At 72.1% G+C, this 20,323-nt stretch carries 15 protein-coding genes; 9 read left to right on the plus strand and 6 right to left on the minus strand.

Translation table 11 applies throughout. The features are described 5' to 3' along the window. The first annotated feature begins 155 nt into the window (after window positions 1-155). On the plus strand, window positions 156-2,123 hold the full coding sequence (locus G4Z16_RS29870; RefSeq protein WP_246531138.1) for a glycoside hydrolase family 5 protein: 1,968 nt from the start codon (window positions 156-158) through the stop codon (window positions 2,121-2,123). 316 nt (window positions 2,124-2,439) lie between these two features. Beyond that, window positions 2,440-4,437 carry a glycoside hydrolase family 127 protein gene (locus G4Z16_RS29875; RefSeq protein WP_197353680.1) on the plus strand — a complete coding sequence of 666 codons (1,998 nt, stop codon included), beginning with the start codon at window positions 2,440-2,442 and terminating at the stop codon, window positions 4,435-4,437. 97 nt (window positions 4,438-4,534) lie between these two features. Here the strand turns inward: G4Z16_RS29875 and G4Z16_RS29880 are convergent, their stop codons facing one another. Beyond that, a complete protein-coding gene (locus tag G4Z16_RS29880; RefSeq protein WP_197353681.1) occupies window positions 4,535-5,452 on the minus strand; it encodes a cobalamin-binding protein in 918 nt (305 codons plus the stop codon). A gap of 391 nt (window positions 5,453-5,843) precedes the next feature. Here G4Z16_RS29880 and G4Z16_RS29885 point away from each other — a divergent pair, with 391 nt between their 5' ends. Next, window positions 5,844-6,854, plus strand: a complete 1,011-nt coding sequence (locus G4Z16_RS29885; RefSeq protein WP_197353682.1) for a permease — start codon at window positions 5,844-5,846, stop codon at window positions 6,852-6,854. Continuing rightward, window positions 6,851-7,615, plus strand: coding sequence for a TIGR03943 family putative permease subunit (locus G4Z16_RS29890; protein ID WP_197353683.1), 765 nt, complete (start codon window positions 6,851-6,853; stop codon window positions 7,613-7,615). Before G4Z16_RS29885 ends, G4Z16_RS29890 begins: the two co-directional genes overlap by 4 nt. A gap of 69 nt (window positions 7,616-7,684) precedes the next feature. Here G4Z16_RS29890 and G4Z16_RS29895 read toward each other — a convergent pair whose 3' ends face one another. From G4Z16_RS29895 to G4Z16_RS29905, 3 genes are all read right to left on the minus strand, one after another. Further along, on the minus strand, window positions 7,685-9,136 hold the full coding sequence (locus G4Z16_RS29895) for a lipase family protein (protein WP_197353684.1): 1,452 nt from the start codon (window positions 9,134-9,136) through the stop codon (window positions 7,685-7,687). A 198-nt stretch (window positions 9,137-9,334) separates the two neighbouring features. Then, a complete protein-coding gene (locus G4Z16_RS29900) occupies window positions 9,335-10,918 on the minus strand; it encodes a glycosyltransferase (RefSeq protein WP_197353685.1) in 1,584 nt (527 codons plus the stop codon). 443 nt (window positions 10,919-11,361) lie between these two features. After that, on the minus strand, window positions 11,362-11,931 hold the full coding sequence (locus G4Z16_RS29905; RefSeq protein WP_197353686.1) for a dienelactone hydrolase family protein: 570 nt from the start codon (window positions 11,929-11,931) through the stop codon (window positions 11,362-11,364). Between the two features lie 189 nt (window positions 11,932-12,120). On the opposite strand from G4Z16_RS29905, the gene G4Z16_RS29910 reads away from it, so the two are divergent. Beyond that, complete coding sequence (locus G4Z16_RS29910) at window positions 12,121-12,936, plus strand: methyltransferase domain-containing protein (RefSeq protein ID WP_197353687.1); 816 nt, start codon at window positions 12,121-12,123, stop codon at window positions 12,934-12,936. Window positions 12,937-13,276: 340 nt separating this feature from the next. Continuing rightward, window positions 13,277-13,627 carry a hypothetical protein gene (locus G4Z16_RS29915; RefSeq protein ID WP_197353688.1) on the plus strand — a complete coding sequence of 117 codons (351 nt, stop codon included), beginning with the start codon at window positions 13,277-13,279 and terminating at the stop codon, window positions 13,625-13,627. A gap of 39 nt (window positions 13,628-13,666) precedes the next feature. On the opposite strand, the gene G4Z16_RS29920 is transcribed toward G4Z16_RS29915, so the two are convergent. Further along, the gene (locus G4Z16_RS29920) at window positions 13,667-16,036 is read right to left on the minus strand and encodes a penicillin acylase family protein (protein ID WP_246531140.1); all 2,370 of its coding nucleotides are present in this window, start codon (window positions 16,034-16,036) and stop codon (window positions 13,667-13,669) included. Window positions 16,037-16,301: 265 nt separating this feature from the next. On the opposite strand from G4Z16_RS29920, the gene G4Z16_RS29925 reads away from it, so the two are divergent. From G4Z16_RS29925 to G4Z16_RS29935, 3 genes are all read left to right on the plus strand, one after another. Next, window positions 16,302-16,727 carry a hypothetical protein gene (locus tag G4Z16_RS29925; RefSeq protein ID WP_197353690.1) on the plus strand — a complete coding sequence of 142 codons (426 nt, stop codon included), beginning with the start codon at window positions 16,302-16,304 and terminating at the stop codon, window positions 16,725-16,727. Next, a complete protein-coding gene (locus G4Z16_RS29930) occupies window positions 16,724-17,374 on the plus strand; it encodes an alpha/beta hydrolase (protein ID WP_246531141.1) in 651 nt (216 codons plus the stop codon). The genes G4Z16_RS29925 and G4Z16_RS29930 overlap by 4 nt, the downstream gene beginning before the upstream one ends. Window positions 17,375-17,514: 140 nt before the next feature. Beyond that, window positions 17,515-18,822 (plus strand): MFS transporter, encoded by a 1,308-nt coding sequence (locus G4Z16_RS29935; RefSeq protein WP_425508133.1) that lies wholly within the window; start codon window positions 17,515-17,517, stop codon window positions 18,820-18,822. A 94-nt stretch (window positions 18,823-18,916) separates the two neighbouring features. Here the strand turns inward: G4Z16_RS29935 and G4Z16_RS29940 are convergent, their stop codons facing one another. Then, window positions 18,917-20,209, minus strand: coding sequence for an exo-beta-N-acetylmuramidase NamZ family protein (locus tag G4Z16_RS29940; RefSeq protein ID WP_197353691.1), 1,293 nt, complete (start codon window positions 20,207-20,209; stop codon window positions 18,917-18,919). Window positions 20,210-20,323: the final 114 nt, after the last annotated feature.

Raw genomic sequence — 20,323 nt, forward strand, 5'->3', positions numbered from 1 at the left:
CGGGCAACGGTGCGCGGGGAGTGGGCACTTCGGCCTCGGCGCGCCGCCACCGCCGGGCCCGGCTCGCGTCTGTCCCCGGTACGGCGTTCCGGCACCGCACCCCGGGCGTACACGGATTGGACCGTACCAATACTGGGAAGCGTGTGCTCGTGAGGATGTCCTTCGTCAGATCAGCGCTCGCGCTCGCCCTGGTGGCGGGCCTGGCGGGTGCTTCGATGCCCGAGCCGCAAGCGCCCCGGTCCGGGCACCGCCCAGCGGCCCAACTGCCCGTCCGCGCCGCCGCGCACACCGCTGACAGCCCGGAACCCGGCGCCGCCGTCCCGCCCGTGGAGGACTGGGAGCCCCCGCTCAGCACCCGGGGCCGGTACGTCGTCGACGCCAAGGGGGAGCGGTTCAAGCTGCGCTCCGGCAACTGGCATGGCGCGAGCGGCACTTGGACCGGGTCGGGCAGTCCCGACGACCCCGCGAACAACCACGCGGGTGAGAAGTCCGACCGCATGCCCCTTGGGCTGGACCGCGCGCCGATGCCGGAGATCGTCGCGGGGTTCCGCGAACTCGGGCTCAACAGCGTGCGTCTGCCGTTCTCCAACGAGATGATCCACGACGAACGTCCGGTCGCCGACGCCTCGGTGGCGGCCAATCCGGCGCTGAAGGGCAAGACGCCCCTCCAGGTCTACGACGCGGCGGTCGAGGCGCTCACCGACGCCGGCCTCGCGGTGATCCTCAACAACCACACCAACACCACTCGCTGGTGCTGCGGCGTCGACGGCAACGAGCGCTGGAACAGCGGCCAGAGCACCGAGAAGTGGGAGAGCGACTGGCTGTTCATGACCCGCCGCTACCGCGACAACCCGCGCGTCGCGGGCGCCGACCTCTACAACGAGGTGCGTCGCTCCGTGCTCGACGACCCCAACTGGGGCCTCGGCGACCGGCATGACTGGTTCGCCGCGTCGCAGCGCCTCGGAGACCGCATCCTCCAGGAGTCGAACGAGAACCTTCTCGTGATCGTCGAGGGGATCAACTGGACCGGGCTTCCCGTGGACGGCCTCCCGCACGGCCGGCCCACTCTCGAGCCCGTCCAGCGCCTCTCCCACACCCTCGTGCGCTCCGGGAAGCTCGTCTACTCGGCCCACTTCTACGGCTACACGGGACCGAACCACAGCGGCGCCACCGGCATCGGCGAGACCTCCGATCCCCGCTACCGCGACCTCGGCCGCGGTGAGCTGCACGACGTCCTGCGGCGGCAGGCCTTCTACGTCGCCTCGCAGCAGGACCAGCACTTCACCGCGCCCGTGTGGATCAGCGAGTTCGGGGTCGGCGGCCGGGACGGGACCGGCGCGAAGGAGCGTGCGTGGTTCGAGAACTTCGTCGACTTTCTCGTCGAGACGGACGCGGACTTCGCCTACTGGCCGCTCGTCGGCTGGCACGAGGACCGGAAGGGCAACGGATGGGCGTTGCTGCAATGGGACTCGGCCGGACGGCGCATCGGGGTCTTCGACGGAGACGACTGGCGCGCCGGTGCCTGGAGCCGGCTGGTCGGCACGCCGGGCCGGACGGGCGAGGTCCCGCCCGTGGACCGCTGGTCGATGCTGAGCCCGGACCACGGTGACTTCGTCCAGTCCCTGCGCATGCGGAAGCTGCCCGACTGGGACGAAGGTGCGCGGAAGTCCGCCTGCCCGGACGGCCAGCGCCTCGCCGGGCTCAGCCACTCCGGCAACCGGGGGCTGTGCACCGACGCCGGGGCGCGCGGACTGTCCGCACCGGACGGCGCCCATGAGGTGGTGCGCGACGAACGGCACGTCGAGCCCGGTCATGACTGGGCACCCGGACACACCAAGTTCCAGTGCCCGCCGGGCCAGTTCCTGACCGGGTACAGCGCACGGGGAGCGGCGGTCTCGGCCGCCCTGTGCACCGAGGCGCGGGAGAGGCTGGGCGGGGGCGGCAGGGCCGTGTGGTTCGACCGTTCCGACAGCCGTCCGCCCGGCGCCGGGGGAGGCGACTTCGCATACGGGCACCACAAGGGGCAGTGCGCGGACGACGAGTACGCCGCCGGCATCGCATGGACCGGCCGTGGGGGCTCCTCCGGTGCGCCCGACGCGCTCCTGTGCCGGAACCTGCGCTGAGGGACCGAGCGGCTGAGCGACTGGGCGACCGAGCGAGTGAGCGGGAGCCCGGGAGGTCATCTCACCCTGCGCGCCGCTCCGTTCGGCGAGCGACCGAGGAAGGCGGCGCCCGGGCAGGGGTCACGGCTCCCGGTGTGCTGCGCCGACGCTGGCCCTTCGTGCCGGGCCTGTGGTACCACGCCAGCGGGTCCGGAACGCGGGCCTCCGCACACTCGGTCCCGTCCGGGCCGTCCCGCCGGAGCGGTTCGAAGCCACGCTCGGCTGCCGTGCCGCCGCTGGACGGCGCCCGGTCGCCGCCCGCACCTGAGGAGCCCGCATGGAGGCGCAACCCACCTCCGCAAGTCCCGTCTCCGCCGGCCCTCTCGCGCTCACCGCCGGAGCCCGGACCGTCCTCCGGCCCGCCGCCGCGGCCCGTATCACCGGCGGGCTGTGGGAGGCACGGCGCACGGCCAACGCCCACCGAAGCATCCCCGGCGGGTACGACCGGCTGGAGGAGGCCGGCAACCTGCACAATCTCCGCCTGGCGGCCGGTGAGGCCGACGGCGAATACGCGGGCGACCTGCCGTTCATGGACTCCGACGTGCACAAGTGGCTGGAGGCCGCCGCCTGGCAGCTCGGCGACCCCGGCACCACCGCGGCCACCTCCGCCGAACTCACCGGCAGGATCGCCGAACTGGCCGGACTGCTCGCCCGCGCGCAGCAGTCCGACGGATACCTCCAGACCCACTTCCAGGTGCGCAAGCCCGGAGTGCGCTTCGAGGAGCTGGACTGGGGCCACGAGCTGTACTGCGCCGGTCACCTCATCCAGGCCGCCGTGGCGCACGCGAGGACCACCGGCGGCAGTGAACTCCTCGACGTGGCACGCCGGTTCGCGGACCACATCGACGAACGGTTCGGGACGGGCGAGAACCGGATCGACGGGATCTGCGGCCACCCGGAGATCGAGACGGCGCTGGTCGAGCTGTACCGGTGCACGGGCGAGCGGCGTCACCTGGACCGTGCCCGCTGGTTCGTGGACCGCCGCGGCCACGGACTGCTTCCCGAGGGACGGTTCGGCAGCAGGTACTGGCAGGACCACGTGCCGGTCCGGGAAGCCGACGCCGTGGCAGGCCATTCGGTACGTCAGCTCTACCTGCTCGCCGGTGTCGTCGACGTCTACGCCGAGACGGGAGACCGGACGCTGCTGGAGACCGCCGAACGACTGTGGGAGGAGATGGGGGCGACCAGGACGTACCTCACCGGCGGCGTCGGATCGCACCACAAGGACGAAGCCTTCGGCGACCCGTACGAGCTGCCCCCCGAGCGGGCCTACACCGAGACCTGCGCAGCCATCGCATCGGTCATGTTCGGCTGGCGGCTGCTGCTGGCGACCGGCCGTGCGCGCTACGCGGATCACTTGGAGCGTGTGCTGTTCAACGGCTTCCTCTCCGGCGTCTCCCTCGACGGCGAGCGCTACGTCTACGTCAACCCGCTCCAGGTGCGCGACGGACATGAGCGTGACGACGGTGACCACACGGCGTTCCGCACCCGCTGGTTCCGCTGTGCGTGCTGCCCGCCGAACGTGATGCGGCTGCTGGCATCCCTGCCGCACTACATGGCAGCCGCCGACGGTGAAGGGCTGGTTCTGCACCAGTACGCGACGGGCACGTACGCGAGTGACGGCATCGCCGTCCGCGTGTCCACCGACTACCCCTGGCGCGGCCGCGTCGAGGTCAGCATCACCGAAACCGCGGGCGGCGACCGTCCGTTGACGCTGCGCGTGCCGCACTGGGCGCGGGGCCGCTGGTCCGTGAGCGTGGCGGGGGAGCCGCTGGGCCCGGACGAGGCCCGCGACGAGGACGGATGGCTGAGGCTGCGCCGCCGCTGGCAGCCCGGCGACACGGTCGTCCTCGACCTGGATCTCGCGCCGAGGCTGACCACACCGCCGGAGCGCGCCGACGCGGTCCGCGGGTGCGTGGCCGTCGAACGCGGGCCGCTCGTCTACTGCGTCGAACAGGTCGACCAGCCGGCCGGTACCCGGCTGGAGGACCTGCGCCTGGACACCGGGCACGCCCTCACCTCGGAGGAGCGGCCCGGCCTGCTCGGCGGCACGGTCACCGTGGGCGCAACGGCGCACACCGCCGCACCCGGCTCCTCCACTTCGTGGTGGCCGTACGGCCGGTACGGGGAAAGCGGCGAGCGGACGGGTGAGGCACCGGGGGAGCCGTTCGAGATGACGGCGGTGCCGTACCACCTGTGGGCGCACCGCGAGCACGGCCCGATGCGGGTGTGGATCCCCGTGGACGGGAGCCGGTCGGACGCCGTGCGGGACTGAAGCCGGTACCTGGCCGGCCCGTCCGTCCCGGACGGGCCGGACCACGAGCGTCCGTCGGGGCGAGCGGCCAACTGACCGTCGCTCAGGGGCAGTTGGTCTATCCCGTTGCGTGCCTTGCCTCGTCCGGCGTGACCTCGTCGCCGATGGTGACTCCGTGGAGGATGTGGGCGAGCACCTCGGCTCCCCGCACCACGCGCGGCCCCGGGCGGTTGAAGTATGCCGGGCCGTCCACCACCCACACCTGTCCGTCCCGCACGGCCGGCAGCTCCGCCCAGCCCGGCAGTCCGGTGAGCAACTCCTTCTCCGCTTCGGTGCGTTCGGGACCGAGCCCGCACGGCATGAGCAGCAGCACCTCGGGCTGCGCGGCCCGTACGGTCTCCCAGTCGACAGGTTCGGTGTGCTCACCGGCTTCGGCGAGCAGGGGTTCACCGCCGGCGGTGCGGATCTGCTCGGGCACCCAGTGACCCGCCGGCCACAACGGGTCCAGCCATTCGATCGCCGCCACCCGCGGCCTGGGCCGGCCGGCGACCGACTTGCGTACCTTCTCCAGGCGTTGCCGCAGCGCCGCGGCTTGCCTCGCCCCCTCCAGGGGGACGCCCAGCTCCGCGCCGACGCGTTCCACGCAGCCGAGGACGTCCGTGAGGGTGCGGGGCTCCAGGCTCAGCACCGTCGGTCCGCTCTCCATCGTGCGCACGGCCCCCGCGACACTGCTGTAGGAGACCGCGCAGACCTCGCACAGCTCCTGGGTGAGCACCACATCGGGTTCGAGCTCGGCGAGTTTCCCGAGGTCGAGCGCGTACAGCGACGAGCCGCTGTGGCGCGCACCGCCGACGGCTTCCGAGATCTCCTTGCTGCCCATCAGGTCCGCGTCGAAGCCCGCAGAGGTCACGACCGGTGTGTCCTTCACCGCTTCGGGCGGCCAGTCGCACTCGTGCGTGCGGCCCACCAGATCGCCGGCCAGGCCGAGTTCGGCGACGATGTCCGTCGCCGCGGGAAGCAGGGAGACGATGCGCATCCCCGCACCGTACTGTCCCCTTGCCGCAAACCCCCTGAGCGGACAATCGGGTTCTCGATCTCCTCACACACCTCGCTGACCAGGACGGAAGGGCTTCACAACGGGGTCACATACTCGGGTGCTCGGCCGACTCGCACATGTGCGCCGAAGGGCCCGTACCCGTGGGAAGCGGAAGCCGGTGCAACGGGGCCGGGTTCATGCGAGTTCGACCGTTCTGCCCGCACTCGTAGGCCGCGGCCTCGCAGCGGCGCACCTTCCGGACCTGCCGGCTCGCTCACGGCGGTGCGTCATCCGGTTCGACGGACGCCGCGAAGAGGCACGGCTACGCTGGCGAACCGTGCCGCAACCTCGGCTCTCGCGGCCCGCACGCTGAACCGGAGGTACCTCACCCGTGCCGACCACCGAAGCAGCTCCGCCACGGGCCGAAGGGCGCGAGGCGGAGAGCCCGCAGCGCCGGCGGGTCAGCTCGTCGCTCGTGCTGATTCTCGTGCTGCTCCTGGTGATGGTGCTGCAGGCGCCCGTCGGCCGGGCGCTGTCCGCTCCGGTGATGCAGAGCTGGATGACCGTGTTCGTCGCGGTGGTCGTGCAGGCGCTGCCCTTCCTCGTGCTCGGTGTGCTGCTCTCGGCGGTCATCGCTGTCTTCGTCCCGCCGTCGTTCTTCGTCCGCGCGCTCCCGAAGCGGCCCGCGCTGGCGGTGCCGGTCGCCGGAGTGGGCGGAGCGGTGCTGCCCGGCTGCGAATGCGCTTCCGTACCGGTGGCCGGTGCGCTCGTACGGCGGGGCGTCACACCGGCCGCGGCCCTGGCCTTCCTGCTGTCCGCCCCGGCGATCAACCCGATCGTGCTGACCGCCACCGCCGTCGCGTTCCCCCGCAATCCTGAGATGGTGCTCGCGCGGTTCGTCGCGAGTCTGCTGGTCGCGTGCGCGATGGGGTGGATGTGGCAGAGGTGGGCCCGCACCGACTGGCTGCGCCCGCCGGCCCGCCCCTCCTTCGAGGGCCTCGGCAAAGGGGCGGCGTTCTGGGGATCCGTGCGGCACGACGTCATGCACGCCGGCGGCTTCCTCGTCGTCGGCGCTATGGCTGCCGCCACCCTCAAGGCCGTGGTCCCGGCCGGCTGGCTGGAGAGTGCGGCCGCCAACCCCGTGGTGGCAGTCCTCGCCCTGGGCCTCCTCGCCGTGCTGTTGTCGATCTGCTCCGAGGCCGACGCGTTCGTGGCCGCCTCCCTGTCGCAGTTCTCGCTCACGGCCCGGCTGGCCTTCCTCGTCGTCGGGCCGATGATCGATCTGAAGCTCTTCGCCATGCAGGCCGCCACATTCGGCCGGGGGTTCGCGGTGCGGTTCGCCCCCGCCACCTTCGCCCTGGCGGTACTTGTCTCGGTCCTGGTCGGGGCGGTGCTCCTGTGAACCGGCACGCACAGGCAGCGGTGCTGTTCCTCATCGGCGTGGCCGTGCTGCGTGCCGGCTTCACCGACCTCTACCTGCGCTACGTCAAGGCCGGGCTGCGCCCGCTGCTGCTCGCCGCCGGCATCGTGCTGATCCTCACGGCCCTGGCGACCGTCTGGTACGAACTGCGGCGGTCGCGCGGGTCCCGGGAGAGCCGGCCGGACGACGAACGCGACGACGGCCACGACGACAGCCACGGCCATGGGCACGGGCACGGTCACGGCCACCGGGAACCGCGAATATCGTGGCTACTCGTCCTTCCCCTGCTGGCTCTCATCCTTGTCGCCCCGCCCGCACCGGGTTCCTACAGCGCCATGCGCGCCGGGACCGCTCTGCAACGGCCGCCGGGTTTCCCGAGCCTCCCCGCCGGCAGCCCCCTCCGGCTCGGCGTCGGCGACTACGCGGCGCGCGCGGTCTACGACCACGGACGCTCCCTCGGCGACCGGACGATCAGGATGACCGGGTTCGTCGCCCTCGACCGCAGGGGTGCCCCCTACCTCACGCGCATGGTCCTCAACTGCTGCGCGGCCGACGCCGCACCGGTGAAGATCGGCCTCTCCGGCCAACTGCCTCCGACGCTCCAGGCCGACACGTGGCTGGAGGTCACTGGCACCTACTCCGGCAAGCGCACCGCGGACCCCGTCAACCACGGCGTCATTCCCTACTTCGACGTCAGCCGGGCTCGGCCGGTCAAGGCCCCCGCCGACGAGTACGAGAGCTGACGGGACCGCCGGGCATCCGGGGCCTCGGGGCCGATGGGATGCGGGAGCTCCCGCATCCGGGCGCGCCCGTCACCTCCGGGCAGGCAGGGACCCGCAGTTGGACGCGGCGGGCTTGCCGGACAGGCGGTCGGTCAGCCATGAGATGGCGCTGCCCTGGTCGACGAGGAGCGGTGTCAGGTGGTTCGTGAGAAGCCCGTCCCCGAGGTTGGGCAGATCGACGGGCTTGTAGGTGACGTCCGCCCCCTTGTGGCACCAGTCGACCGCGAGCCGGCGCGCCTGGGCGTGTCCGACGATGTCGTCCTGCACGCCGGTCGCCACACGCACCGGCCCTGCCGGCTTCAGCCTGCCGATCCGCTGCTTGTCGAGAGTCGCCCGGAGTTCCGGCTCCGCCTCGACGATGTCCGTGAGGGACTTGCCGCTGGTCGTCCACTGGGTGCTCTTGCTGAAGCCGTACCTGAGGATCGCGTCGCCCACGCACATCGTCGACAGGTCCTCGAGCGCGGCCTTGCCCGTCGCGTTGATGTTGGCGTCCGCGATCTCCTGGAGGGCGGGGTCCGACTGGACGAAACCGTTGATCGACCAGCCCAGAGCGCCGGCCAGGGCACTGCCGTCGATGCCCTTGACGACCTCGGCCAGGTCGGCGGGCGGTGCGCCGGAGTATGTGCCGGCCAGGTTCACGTCGGGAGCGTAGGCGGGTTGCAGCTCGGCCGCCGCGGCTGCCGCGCCGCCTCCCTGGCTGTATCCGTACATGCCGACGCGTGAGGCGGAGGTGACGGACGATCCGTCGACGGCACGGGCCGCCCGCGCGGCGTCGAGCAGTGCGTGGCCCTCGTCGAGACGGTCGACGTACGTATGCAGCCGGTCGGTCGCGCCGAGACCGGCGTAGTCGGTGACGACCACCGCGGCGCCCGCCGCGAGGAGCCGGTAGACGGCCACGTCCTCGTAACCGACGGACACGGTCCGGCCGTTCAGCGTCACCGGGTGCTCGAGGGCGAGCGATGCCGCGCACTGGTCGCCCTGCCCCATGGTGCCCGGCGCCAGGGCCACCAGCGGACGGGGTCCGTCGCCCTTCCAGTCGGCCGACGGCTCGATGTAGGCCCCGGTCACCGCGACCGGATTCCCGCCTGAGTCCGTGGACTTGTACATCACTCTGGTCGCACTGCCGGGGAGGGGGCCGTTCGGTCCGGGCAGGCTCAGACCGAGCGGGAGCGCCTCGCTCCGGATCACTGCGCCGTCGGCCTCGGGCAGCTGCGCGGGCGGGTCGTAGAACGCGGGGATGGGAACGCCTCGCGAGACCGTTCGGTCGTGCTGGTCGGCTTCCGCCTGGGCTGCTGCCGCCGAGGCGGGTGCGGCCTGAGCACCGAGACAGGCGGCGACCGCGACGGCGCTCGTCAGCAAGCGGCGGCGACCGGACCCCTTCCGCGAAGGCGCCGCGGGAGCGGTGCGCCCCGCCGTCGCCGGTTCAGCGGCTCGGCCACCGGGGGCCGGGCCGTTCCCAGAGGTCCCGAACGGTTCTCCCATGGCTCTCTCCCTTCGCGCTGCTCCCGAATGCCCGGCGAGGGAAAACTAACGGCGAAGGCGTACCAGCGGTAACCTGTCGGTTGGTTACGCTACGGTAACTTCGGCTCAGGGTGACGGCCGGAGGCCACGGCCACCGCGAACTCGTGCTGCGCCGGGCGGCCTCAACCGACCGCACACGCGGCGACTGCCCTGAGCGGCTCATACGTCGGCGGTCGTGCGCGCCTGCCGCTGCGCGATGCGCAGCCGGACACGGCGGACCGGCCAAGTCAGCGCCCGCCGGGCACGCCGCACCAGCTTGCGGGCACGCCCGGCGGGGCGCCCAAAGACCGCCTGGTGACGCCGTTGGGCCTCGCGCATCTCCCGCGCCCAGAGCCTCGTCACGCCGGCGTCCGAGAATTGCCCCGCGACGCGCCGGGCGTCCCGGCGCATCCTCGTCAGGCGCTCCGGCTCCATCGTCACGAGCGCGGCGATCGCATCGGCCAGCCCCTGCTCGTCGCCCTCTTCGATGAGGAACCCGTTCTGCCCGTGGGTGATGACGTCCGCCGGGCCGTAGGGGATGTCGTAGGCGACGGGGACGCACCCGGCCGCCATCGCCTCGATCAGCACCAGCGGCAGGCCCTCGGTGCTTCCTGTGAGAACGATGAAGGACGACTCGTGGAGGCGGGCGCGAGCATCGGAGCGGTGGCCGTGGAGACGGACGTTGTCGTGCGCGTCCAGTGCGGCGATCAGCGTCTCCAGGGATTCCCGCTTGCGCCCTTCGCCGTAGACGTCGAGGCTGATCGCGCGGTCGGCGAGCTCTGCCGCGCGTACCGTCCCGCGGACGGCGTGGTCGACGCGCTTGCGGTTGACGAGCGCCGCGATGACGATGCCGCGCTGCGGCGGTCTGGAGCGGCCGGTCCGGGAGAGCCGGTCGAGGCTTCTGCTGTTGGGAATCACGCAGAGGTTCTCCGCGGGGCCGAGCAGCCTCTCCACGTCCTGCTTCTGCCGGGGTGTCAGGAGAACCACCGAGTCGAAGTCCTGGAGCCGCTCGAAGACCGGTCGCCGCGATTCCCGCAGTGTCTCGGTCGGCCCTCCGTTGAGCGCGAGGTGCGAGTTGTGCACCACGTGCATGGTGGTGGCGAGCTTGCGCCGGTAGGTGAGCATGAACGTCGCCACGGTCTTGCTGTCGACGATCATGATCGAGGGTTCGCGGTTGCGGGCGAGGTCGAGCCAGAAGCGGTAGAAGGACCAGATCCGGTTCCAGGAGCGGACGGGGTTCCCGTTCGCATCGCACAGGACGACGGATCTGCCGCTCTCCTTGCCTGGGACGCCCGCGTCCCTCCGGTCGCTGAGCAGAAGCGAACCGTCCTCCCTGTAGTGGTCGACCTGGAGTACCGTCCCGTCCGCGGCGCATCGCTCCCGGCGCAGCACGAGGTCGCCACGCAGCGCCGGCACATGGGAGGAGTCGGCGCCGAGCGGGGTGAAGGGGTCGCGGTCGAGGTGGAGCGAACCCGCCGCGGAGGCCGGGAGCTCGTGGGTGCGGAAGAAGTCGTAGAGGTTCATCAGGCGCATGCCGTCGACGAGTTCACCGGACGAGCGCAACTCGGCCTCGAGCGCCGGGTAGTCGGGACGGGCGTCGAAGGTGAGGACGTCCACGGGGCGTCCCGCGAGGCCGACGAGGGCACGGGAGCGGTGGAGCATCGCGCTCGTCATGCCGCCGAACTGGTCGGGGATGCTCCAGGTCAGGGCGAACTGCCTGCCCCTGGGGAGCCGTAGGCGGGCAACCGGCAGAAAGTTGGCCATTGAACGAGCGTAGCCGGAATGATCAGTTGTTTGACCGGCGCACAGTCGCGTGTCATGCGCCCCCGAGGTGTCGCACCGCATGCCGCGGCGCAGGTGAGGAACTGCCGCCGGAGCACTGCGGCTCGCCCCGGAAACGGGCGGTCCCTGTGCGGCCGTTCGGCACGGACGCAGGGTGCCGTGGCGCGAGAGATCCCTCCGGATTCCGGCCTCAATTGCCTTCTTGCCGAGAAGTGTTCGAAGAAGTGCGCGGTGATCCGGGGGGTGGACGCGGGGGCCCCGTGGCGGTCGAGAGGATCCGCCTGCGGTCGGACGCACCGCCCGCCGGGCCGGGCGGTAGCACGGCGGCGGCCGTGCCGAAGTGCCGTGTGGCGTCGGCGAGTTGAGTCCGTTCGTTGCGGGGCACTGCCGTCCGCGTATCTGGACGGTGGCCGGCTCGCGGCCGCTCAGTCGAGGAAGCCCAGCACCCTCTCGCGCAGGAGTGCGGCGGCATCCGCGTCGTACGCGGACAGCGAGCTGTCGGTGAAGAGGTGTTCGCTGCCGGGGTAGAGGAAGAGCTCCGCGTCCTCGGCCTCCTCGACGAGCTCGCGGGCCGCGTCGATGTCACCGTCGCCCACGAAGACCGGGTCCGCGTCCATCGCGTGCACCTGCACCGGCACCCCGCCGGGCCACGCGGTGCCGAACTCCCGGAACGGGACGCAGGCATGGATGAGGAGCGCGCCGCGGGCTCCTGACCTCGTCTGCGCCAGGCTCTGGGCCGGCAGCACGCCGAGGGAGAGGCCCGCGTACACAACCTCGGCGGGCAGGCCGTCGACGGCCTTGGCGCCGCGCTCCAGCAGTTCGCCGAAGCCGGTCTCCTCGCAGTGGTGCAGGCCCTCCTCCAGGGTGCCGAAGACACGGCCGTCGAAGAGGTCGGGTGTGTGCACCGTGTGCCCGGCGAGGCGCAACCCGTCGGCGAAGGCGGCGACGCCGGGGGTGAGCCCCTGCGCGTGGTGGAACAGCACTACCTCGGTCATCCCCGTACTCCCGTTTCCCGACCGTGCCCGGCAGGTATGCCCCTGCGTCCTCGGTGGCCCGTCGACGAGGGCAATCATCCCGGACCCGGGGACCCGGTGGAACGGGTTCCCCGCGATCTTCCGCCGGGGCCGGCCGGTCGCGACGGCGCCCCGTACCGGGCCGGCGGCCGTGTGGGCCATGATTCGGCCATGAGCGGAGATGAGGAGAAGTACCTCCTGGACAACCAGCAGCCGGAGGCGGGCCGCAGATTCGAGGCGCTCTCGGCGCTGTTCGACCCTTCGACGTTCCGTCATGTCGAGGCGCTGGGCATCCGGCCGGGATGGCGGTGCTGGGAGGTGGGAGCAGGCGGGCCTTCGGTGCCGGGCTGGCTGGCGCGTCAGGTCGGTCCCGAGGGGCATGTGGTGGCGACGGACATCGACGTGTCGTGGCTGACTTCCGGGGCGGAACGCCCGGCGTACGAGGTGCGGCAGCACGACGTGGGGAAGGACGAACCACCCGGCGAGGGATTCGATCTGGTGCACGCACGGCTGGTCCTCGTGCATGTCACCGCACGCGAGCGGGCGTTGGAAGCGATGGTGCGTTCGCTCCGTCCCGGCGGTCACCTCCTTCTGGAGGAGGCGGATCCGCAGCTGCAGCCGAAGGTCTGTCCCGACGAGCACGGCCCGGAGCAGCGGCTGGCCAACAAGCTCAAGGACGGCTTCCGCGCGCTGATGGCCCAGCGCGGCGTGGACTTGGCCTACGGGCGCACCCTGCCGCGCCTGTTGAGGGAGGCGGGGCTCGCCGATGTGGAGGCTGATTCCTACTCCCCGCTGACGGGGCCCGAGTGCGTGCGACTGGAGCGTGCCACGGTGGAGCAGATCCGCGGTTCCCTGCTGAACGCCGGACTGGCGACCGAGGAGGAGATCGATGAGCACCTGAGGAACGTCGACTCGCAGCAACTCGACCTGGCCACCTCACCGATGGTCTCGGCATGGGGGCGCCTCGCGGTTGGGCCCGGCGCCTGACGGTGGCGGTACGGAGGACGCACGACCCTGCGGTGTTCGCCCCCTACCGCCGTAGGGGGTGCGAACGGCTCCGCAGGGTGTCGCAGAGGGTCCGGCACGGTCCCTACGGTCCCGCCCCATGACCGATCCGCAGGAGTCCGCCCGACCATCCCTTCCGTCCGCGGCATCCTTTCCGTGGCGGCCATCGCACCGAGGGCGCCGCCTCGTACACGCCGTCGCCCTTCTGCCTGCCGGACTGGGGGCGCTCGTCGCGGCCGTTGGCGGTCGGCCCGAAGCGGCCTGCAGACGCATGGGGGTCGGGACGGTCCCCGGTGTGCCTCGGCCGGGGACGGTACGGCTGATGGGGCATGCCGCGGCGACGGTGCTGCTGGGTGTGCTGGCGCTCCTGCCGGCCGGGGTTCTGCTTCTGGCCGTTCTTCGGGGGCCCTTCTACGGATTCGTCGACCACGGTCCGTACGACGACGCCTGGGGCGGGCCCGGCAGGACGGGCGCCTGGCTCGCTCACTTCGCCGTGGCGCTGCCGCTCGCGGCGGCAGCGGCCGGGCTGCTGTGCGGCCTCACTCATCTGCACCGGCTGATGACGGCGCCTCTGCGTGGGGCTCACAGGCCCTTGTGGGTGGTGCTCTCCGTGCCGCTGATCGGCCTGGCCGGCGCGCTCTTCGTGACCGCGTTCGTACGTCAACTGGGCTGAAAAGGTCCGGAGTTGGCTCGGCACCTTGCCCGCCGCGTCCTACGGTCCCTCCGGCGCGGGCCGCAGCGTGACGATCCGCTCCGTGTGCTCCTCGACCGTGGGGCGGCTGTAGAGGAGGGGGAAGGCCGAGTCGGCCGCCCATGCGTCGAACAGGTCGCGGTAGTGGCCGCTGCGCGGATCGCCGGACTGGCCCGGGGAGTTCATGGCCATGGACTCGTCCCAGGAGCCGACGTCCACGACGAGGCGGAACGTGGCACCTCCGCTCTGGCGGAACGCCGAGGTGTAGGCGGCGGCACCGACAGTGTCGCCGCTGCCGCCGCGCGGCGCCGGTCCGACGGACGCCCACTCCGGCTCGCTTCCCGTCCGCTCCCGCAGCAGTTCGGCCAGCGGGTGCCGCAGGAGGCTGTGATGCAGGGTGCCCCACTGCCAGCTGCCGGGGTCGCCGCCGAGCAGGCTCTCCGCCTCCGCGAAGGCCCCGGCGAGGGAGTCAAGGATGATCCGGCGCACCTCGCGTGCGGGGTCGGGGCCCAGCCGGTCGCCCGGTGCTAGCAGCAGTCCGAGGTCCACGCGGGCGTCGGCGGCGGCGTCCTCGGCGGGGAGGATCCGGACCAGCGCCTCCTCGGCCCGGTCGGCGGGCAGCAGCTGCCGCAGAGCCGAGCGGAGCAGGGCCGGGCGCAGGTGGCGCCGGAACCAGATCTCGAACAGCGCCGCCGCGGACGAGTCCGCCGACAGCCGGGCGTCCCAGTCACGCAGCATCTCCAGGGCCTGGGCCACGCGCGGGTCGTCGCTGGTCAGTCCGGACAGCAACGGCTGGATGCTGCGTGCCGGGAGGCTGACGTAGTCGCTCTGCAGCCCCACGCAGTCCTCGACCGTCCAGTCGTGACGGCTCTCCAGCGTCTCGGCGATGCGCCGGTACCGGTAGGGCGCGTACCAGTCGTAGGTGACGGTGCGTTCGGCGTTGGGGTATCCGGGCGGCAGGTTCATCTGGTTGGCGGTGGCGATCCAGCCGTCCTGGGGGCCGCGGGCCGACGGGAGGGTGCCGGGCTCGTGACGGCCCGCCCATTCGTACCGTCCGTCGCCCGGCACCGGCAGCGTCCCGTCCCAGCCCGGGCGGACGGGGACGCGGCCCGCGGGCATCCACCCGACGGTGCCGTCCGTGGCCGCGTAGACCTGGTTCTCGCCCGGTGAGCCCCAAGCCCGCATGGCCTCCGTGAAGTCCTCGGCGCTCTCCGCGCCCATGTAGTTCATGCTGCCCAGGTACGGGGCCATGCCGGGCTCCAGCCAGGCCGCCCGGACGGCGAACGCCGCGTTCCGCTCCGGGAGCCGGCGGATCACCGGGCCGTGCCGGGTGAACCACAGCTCGGCCTCCGCGTCGTTGCCGCCTCGTACGGGAACCTGCTCGGTCACCCGCACCATGGACTCCCAGCCGTCGCCGTAGCGGTACCGCGTGGGATCCTCCGGGTCGGTGCGGTAGACGTACAGGTCCTCCTGGTCGATGGGGAAGATCGTCAGCCCGAAGGCGATCCGCCCGTTGTGCCCGATGGAGACGCCGGGCAGCGCGGGTTCACCGCCGCCGACGACATCGAGGCCCGGAGCCGTCAGATGCACCAGGTAGCGCAGCGACGGCAGGGTGAGCGCGCGATGAGGATCGTTGGCGAGCATGGGACGTCCCGTGGCGGTGCGGGAGGCGTCCAGCACCCAGTTGTTGCTGCCGTCCAGACCAGCGCGGGACGGCGGTGGCGATCCCGCCGAAGGCGCCGCCCAGGGCGCCACAGTCGCCAGCCGGTACACGCGCAGCACGTCGTCGGGAATCACGGACAGATCCAGGCCCTCCGGCAGCCGCAGCCGGTGCGGCGAGGGCTCGCGCACCCGCCGCAATTCCTCGACCTGCGGCCCGAAGTCGCGCAGCGTCAGCGCCCGGGAGACCTCCTCGCCCAGGTTGTAGTGGAGCCCGTGGCTGCGGATGCGGGCCACGTCGGACGGTTCCCAGAGGGAGGGTTCGTAGCCGAGCAGCTCGAACTCCCGTGGCAGTAGCTCCCGTTGACGACGGCACAGCTCGACGAACGCGTTGACGCCCGCGGTGAACGCCCTCGCCGCCGGCTCCACGTCCGGACCGTAGGAACGCCATTCGTCGTCCATCGCGCCGCGGTACAGGAACAGCCGGGCCGCGCGGTCGTGTTCGAGATACCGCTCGCCGAAGACCTCCGAGAGCAGTCCCAGTCCGCGGCGGCGCCACAGGTCGATCTGGAAGAGGCGGTCACGGGCCGCGTTGAAGCCCTGGGCGAGGAAGAGGTCCTGCCGGGACGAGGCGTACAGATGCGGTACGCCCCACCGGTCGATGCGGATCTCCACGGGCGCGCCCAGCCCGGCCACCGCGAAGACGGTCTGCGATTCCTGAGTGTCCGGCACCTTCTGAGACCCTCCCATGGGGCATGTCGCGATACTGCCGCCCATGGCGACGGGGGACCCTCGCGGACCGTCCGGAGTTTGCCGGATTCCCGGCGCCCAGGGGCACGGCGGGCGCCTGCCCGGCGGAGCGCACCTGCACGCACGGCGCACAGGTTCCGCGTTCCCGCGTGACCTCGGGGTACACGGCACCGACGGCTGGCGGGCCGGGCCCGCGCGCCGCGGAAGGCCAGAAACGGGAACGTCGAGGAACGGCGAGGCGGAGACTGTGCACGTGAGGATGTTGCGGTTGGTCGGCGCGGCCACGGCCCTGTACGGGCTCGCGGTGACGGCAAGGCCTGAGCTGCTGGCGCGGCCCTCGGCCCTGACCGGTGAAGACGGACGGGTCGCGGAGGCGACGCGGACCTCGCTGCGCCCGCTGGCGCTGCGGGACGCGGCGTGCGGGCTGGCAATGGCGTGCGCACCGGAGGGACCGGCTCTGCGCACCGCCGCCCTGGTACGGGTCGCTTCCGACCTGGGAGACGCCGCGCTGCTGGGCTCGACGCTTCCGCGGCACGCCCGTGCCAAGGCCGTAGCCGTGTCCGTGGGCTGGGCCGCGCTGTCCGTGGTGGGGCTGTGTGTCTCCGGGAGGCATCGCGAGGTGCGCGGGCCGCACGGCAGCCGCCGCGTTCACCGGCCCGGGGGAGCCCGGTGACGGCGTGGGAGGTACCGGCCTCTCCCGCGCTCGTCGCGCACGCCACCGTCGAGGAGCCGAAGGCCGCCGTGCTGGTGCTGCACGGCGGCCGCTCCGAGGGGCTGGAGGCTCCGCCGCCGTGGAACCTGCCCGGCGCCCGGATGCGGCTCTTCTTTCCGTCCCTGGCCAGGGCCACCGCGGGCCAGTCGGTGCTGCTGTGCCGGGTGAGATACCGGTGCCGCGGCTGGAACGGCGAACGTGAGGACGCCTCGCGGGACGCCCGCTGGGCACTCGGTGAACTGGCCCGCACCGTGGGCGAGTTGCCGGTCGTGGTCGTCGGGCATTCGATGGGCGGACGGGCTGCGCTGCGCGTGGCCGGTGAGCCCGCGGTGCGCGGCGTGGTCGCGCTGGCCCCGTGGTGCCCGGAGGGTGAGCCCGTGGGGCAGCTCGCGGGGCGTCGCGTCGTCGTACTCCACGGGGACCGGGACCGGGTGACGGATCCCGAGGCCTCCCGCCGGCTGCTGATCCGAGCCCGTCAGGCCGGAGCCGAGACCCGCTTCGTCCCGATGCGGGGCGGCGACCACGCGATGCTGAGGCGGCGTTCGGACTGGCACCGGACCGTCGCGGAAGAGGTGGCGGGAATGCTCGGGGACGCCGCCTCCGGATAGCCGGCCCAACGCCCCTCACGCCCACGGGCATCGAGGCCGGCCCGCTCCGCGGAAGGCACGTCTCCGGGCAGCCACGTCGGGTTTGGTGTGCAGGCATTCACACGCGTGTGCGTGGGTGAAATCTGGGGAGGCAACGGCTCATGACGCAGCCCACCGATGCCGCCGGGCCCACGAAGGCAGCCGGCGAGGCCCCACCGATGCGCTCCGGGCGCCAGCTTCTCGCCGCCTCCGTAGGCAACGCGGTCGAGTGGTACGACTGGCTCGCCTACACCTTCCTCGCGACGTTCATCGCCGACGAGATCTTCCCTGCGAGCGCGGGAAACTCGCTCGTCCCGCTGCTCTCGACGTTCGCCGTCTTCGCCGTCGGCTTCTTCATGCGCCCCATCGGCGGGCTGCTGCTCGGGGCCATCGCCGACCGCCGCGGACGCCGCGCCGCGCTGACCGCCACCATCCTGCTGATGGGCGGCAGCAGCCTCCTGCTGGCGCTGACCCCCACATACGCCGCCGCCGGACTGCTCGGCCCCGTCGTGCTCGTGATCGCCAGGCTGCTGCAAGGTCTCTCCGTGGGCGGCGAGTTCGCCGCGGCGACGACGTTCCTCGTGGAGTCGGCGGGGCCCGGCAGGCGCGGATTCTTCTCCAGCTTCCAGTACGTCTCCACCACCGTCGGGCAGCTCATCGCCTCCGGCATCACGGCACTGCTGGTCGCCTCCATCGACGACGGCGCCATGCATCAGTGGGGCTGGCGGGCGGCGTTCCTGCTCGGCGCGGTGCTGAGTCTCGTGGGCTTCTGGATCAGGCGGGGCTCGCAGGAGACCCGCAGCGCCGAGCAGCAGGCCGCGCCACGCCCCGGACTCTTCGAGGCGCTGCGCACGCACCCGCGTGAGTCGCTGCTCATCTGCGGCATCACGACCGGCGCGACCATCGCCTACTACACGTGGACCTCGTACCTGCCGACCTACGCCCAGGTCAACGTCGGCTTCGACAAGGGCGATTCGCTGCTGATCGGCACCATCTCGCTGGCGTTCTTCGCCCTGCTGCAGCCGCTGGGCGGTCTGCTCTCCGACCGCGTCGGGCGCAAGCCGCTGCTGCTCACCTTCTCCGTGGGCTTCGCGGTGCTGTGCGTACCGCTGCTGAACTCGATCACCACGTCTTTCACCTCGCTCCTGCTGGTGCAGTGCGCGGGCATGGTCCTGCTGACCGGCTACACGTCGATCGCCGCCGCGGTGAACGCCGAGGTCTTCCCCGCCCGCGTGCGCGCCGCCGGCATCGGCTTCCCGTACTCCGCGACGGTCGCCCTCTTCGGCGGCACCGCGCCCTACATGGGCACGCTCTTCAAGGACCTGGGACGGCCAGGGGCCTTTCCCTGGTACGTGGCCGTGCTGTGCCTCATCTCCGCGCTCGTGTACCTGAAGTTGCCGGAGGGCGCGAACAAGACGCTCGACAGGTAGGGCCCCGGGGTCAGTTCGGGGATTCTTTCGTGGTGGCCGCCGCCGGGTCCCAGCGCGGCGGCGGCCAGATCGGACGCATCGGCAGCCGCGTCCCTCAGCGGTAGAGGAAGTACTGCCGACGGGTGCGGTCGAAGGCGCGGACCTCGTCCTCCCAGGCGCCGATGACCTCGTCCGTGTCCTTGCCGGCGTCGAGCATCGTCCGCAGCCGCGTCGACCCCGAGAGCTTGTCGATCCAGTACGGGCGCGGGTCGTTGTCCTTGCGCCAGGCGAAGCCGTCGTACTTCATCGCCTCTGCGAGCATCGCGACGGCCGTCGGAACGGGACGGTAGCGCCGCGGATCGGTGACGTGCAGCTGGACGCCCCCGCACGTCTTGCCCTGGTGCTTGCTGAAGGTGGGCACGAAGTAGCCCTCCCTGAAGCGGACTCCGGGCAGCTTCCGGGCGTTGAGCCGGTCGCTGTAGTGGTGGTCCAGATAGGGGGCGCCGATGAATTCGAAGGGCCTCGTGGTGCCCCGGCCCTCGGAGAGGTTCGTGCCCTCGAAGTAGCCGGTGCCCGAGTAGACGGTGGCCGTGTCGGGGAACGGCATGTTCGGCGACGGCGGCACCCACGGCAGGCCCGTCTCCTGCGCGGGCGCCGAGGGGTCCCAGCCCCGTACGCGTACGACCTCGAGTTCGACCTTGCCGCCCTTGCCCTCGTCCGGAAGCAGCTCGCCGTTGAAGTAGCCGGCCAGCTCGCCGACCGTCAGGCCGTGCTGCTGGATGATGGGTTTCAGGCCGACCCCGGAGGTGAACTCCTTCGTCATCATCGGCCCGTCCGCCCGCCGCCCCACCGGGTTCGGACGGTCCAGCACGAGGAAGGCGGCGCCGATGTCGCGGGCGGCGACCATCGCCTGATACATCGTCCAGATGTAGGTGTAGAAGCGCACTCCCACGTCCTGGATGTCGAAGACGATGGTGTCCGCGCCGGCCTTGCGGAACAGCTGCGCCATCTTGGCCGCGTCCGCGCCGTAGGCGTCATAGACCGTCAGGCCGGTGCGCGGATCCTCGAACTCCGGCTCGGACTCGCCCGCCTGGGCGCTGCCGCGGAAGCCGTGCTCGGGCCCGAACACCCCCACGATGTTCAGCTCCTTGCGCGCGGCCATGGAGTCCACGACGTGGCTGGTGTCCCGCAGCACCCCCGTCGGGTTGCTGACCACGCCGACCTTGCGGCCGCGCAGCAACTTCCAGCCGGAGGCCGCGGCCACCTCGGCACCCATCGTGACCCGCCCGTGAGCGGCGCTGCCGGGGGGAGTGGCGGCGGAGGCGCTGCCTGCGGTGAGCAGCGGGGCACCGAGAGCGGCAGCCGTGCCGCCGAGGAAGATCGAGCGACGGGAGGGGGCGCTGGACATCGGCTGGTGTCCTTCCGGAGGCGGGCGTGGTCAGGGCACAGCTGGTGACGCAAGTTATCCCACGGTGATGGCGGCTGCCAGGGTGCGCGCATGCCGCCAGTGGTGCGCACAATG

Source organism: Streptomyces bathyalis (assembly GCF_015910445.1).
Taxonomy (GTDB): Bacteria; Actinomycetota; Actinomycetes; order Streptomycetales; family Streptomycetaceae; genus Streptomyces; species Streptomyces bathyalis.

Excerpts from the sequence above, each read along its gene's own strand:
- G4Z16_RS29870 (WP_246531138.1), top strand. The coding sequence starts at position 156 with ATGTCCTTCGTCAGATCAGCGCTCGCGCTCGCCCTGGTGGCGGGCCTG.
- G4Z16_RS29875 (WP_197353680.1), top strand. The coding sequence starts at position 2,440 with ATGGAGGCGCAACCCACCTCCGCAAGTCCCGTCTCCGCCGGCCCTCTC.
- G4Z16_RS29880 (WP_197353681.1), bottom strand. The coding sequence starts at position 5,452 with ATGCGCATCGTCTCCCTGCTTCCCGCGGCGACGGACATCGTCGCCGAA.
- G4Z16_RS29895 (WP_197353684.1), bottom strand. The coding sequence starts at position 9,136 with ATGGGAGAACCGTTCGGGACCTCTGGGAACGGCCCGGCCCCCGGTGGC.
- G4Z16_RS29900 (WP_197353685.1), bottom strand. The coding sequence starts at position 10,918 with ATGGCCAACTTTCTGCCGGTTGCCCGCCTACGGCTCCCCAGGGGCAGG.
- G4Z16_RS29905 (WP_197353686.1), bottom strand. The coding sequence starts at position 11,931 with ATGACCGAGGTAGTGCTGTTCCACCACGCGCAGGGGCTCACCCCCGGC.
- G4Z16_RS29910 (WP_197353687.1), top strand. The coding sequence starts at position 12,121 with ATGAGCGGAGATGAGGAGAAGTACCTCCTGGACAACCAGCAGCCGGAG.
- G4Z16_RS29915 (WP_197353688.1), top strand. The coding sequence starts at position 13,277 with ATGGGGCATGCCGCGGCGACGGTGCTGCTGGGTGTGCTGGCGCTCCTG.
- G4Z16_RS29935 (WP_425508133.1), top strand. The coding sequence starts at position 17,515 with ATGACGCAGCCCACCGATGCCGCCGGGCCCACGAAGGCAGCCGGCGAG.
- G4Z16_RS29940 (WP_197353691.1), bottom strand. The coding sequence starts at position 20,209 with ATGTCCAGCGCCCCCTCCCGTCGCTCGATCTTCCTCGGCGGCACGGCT.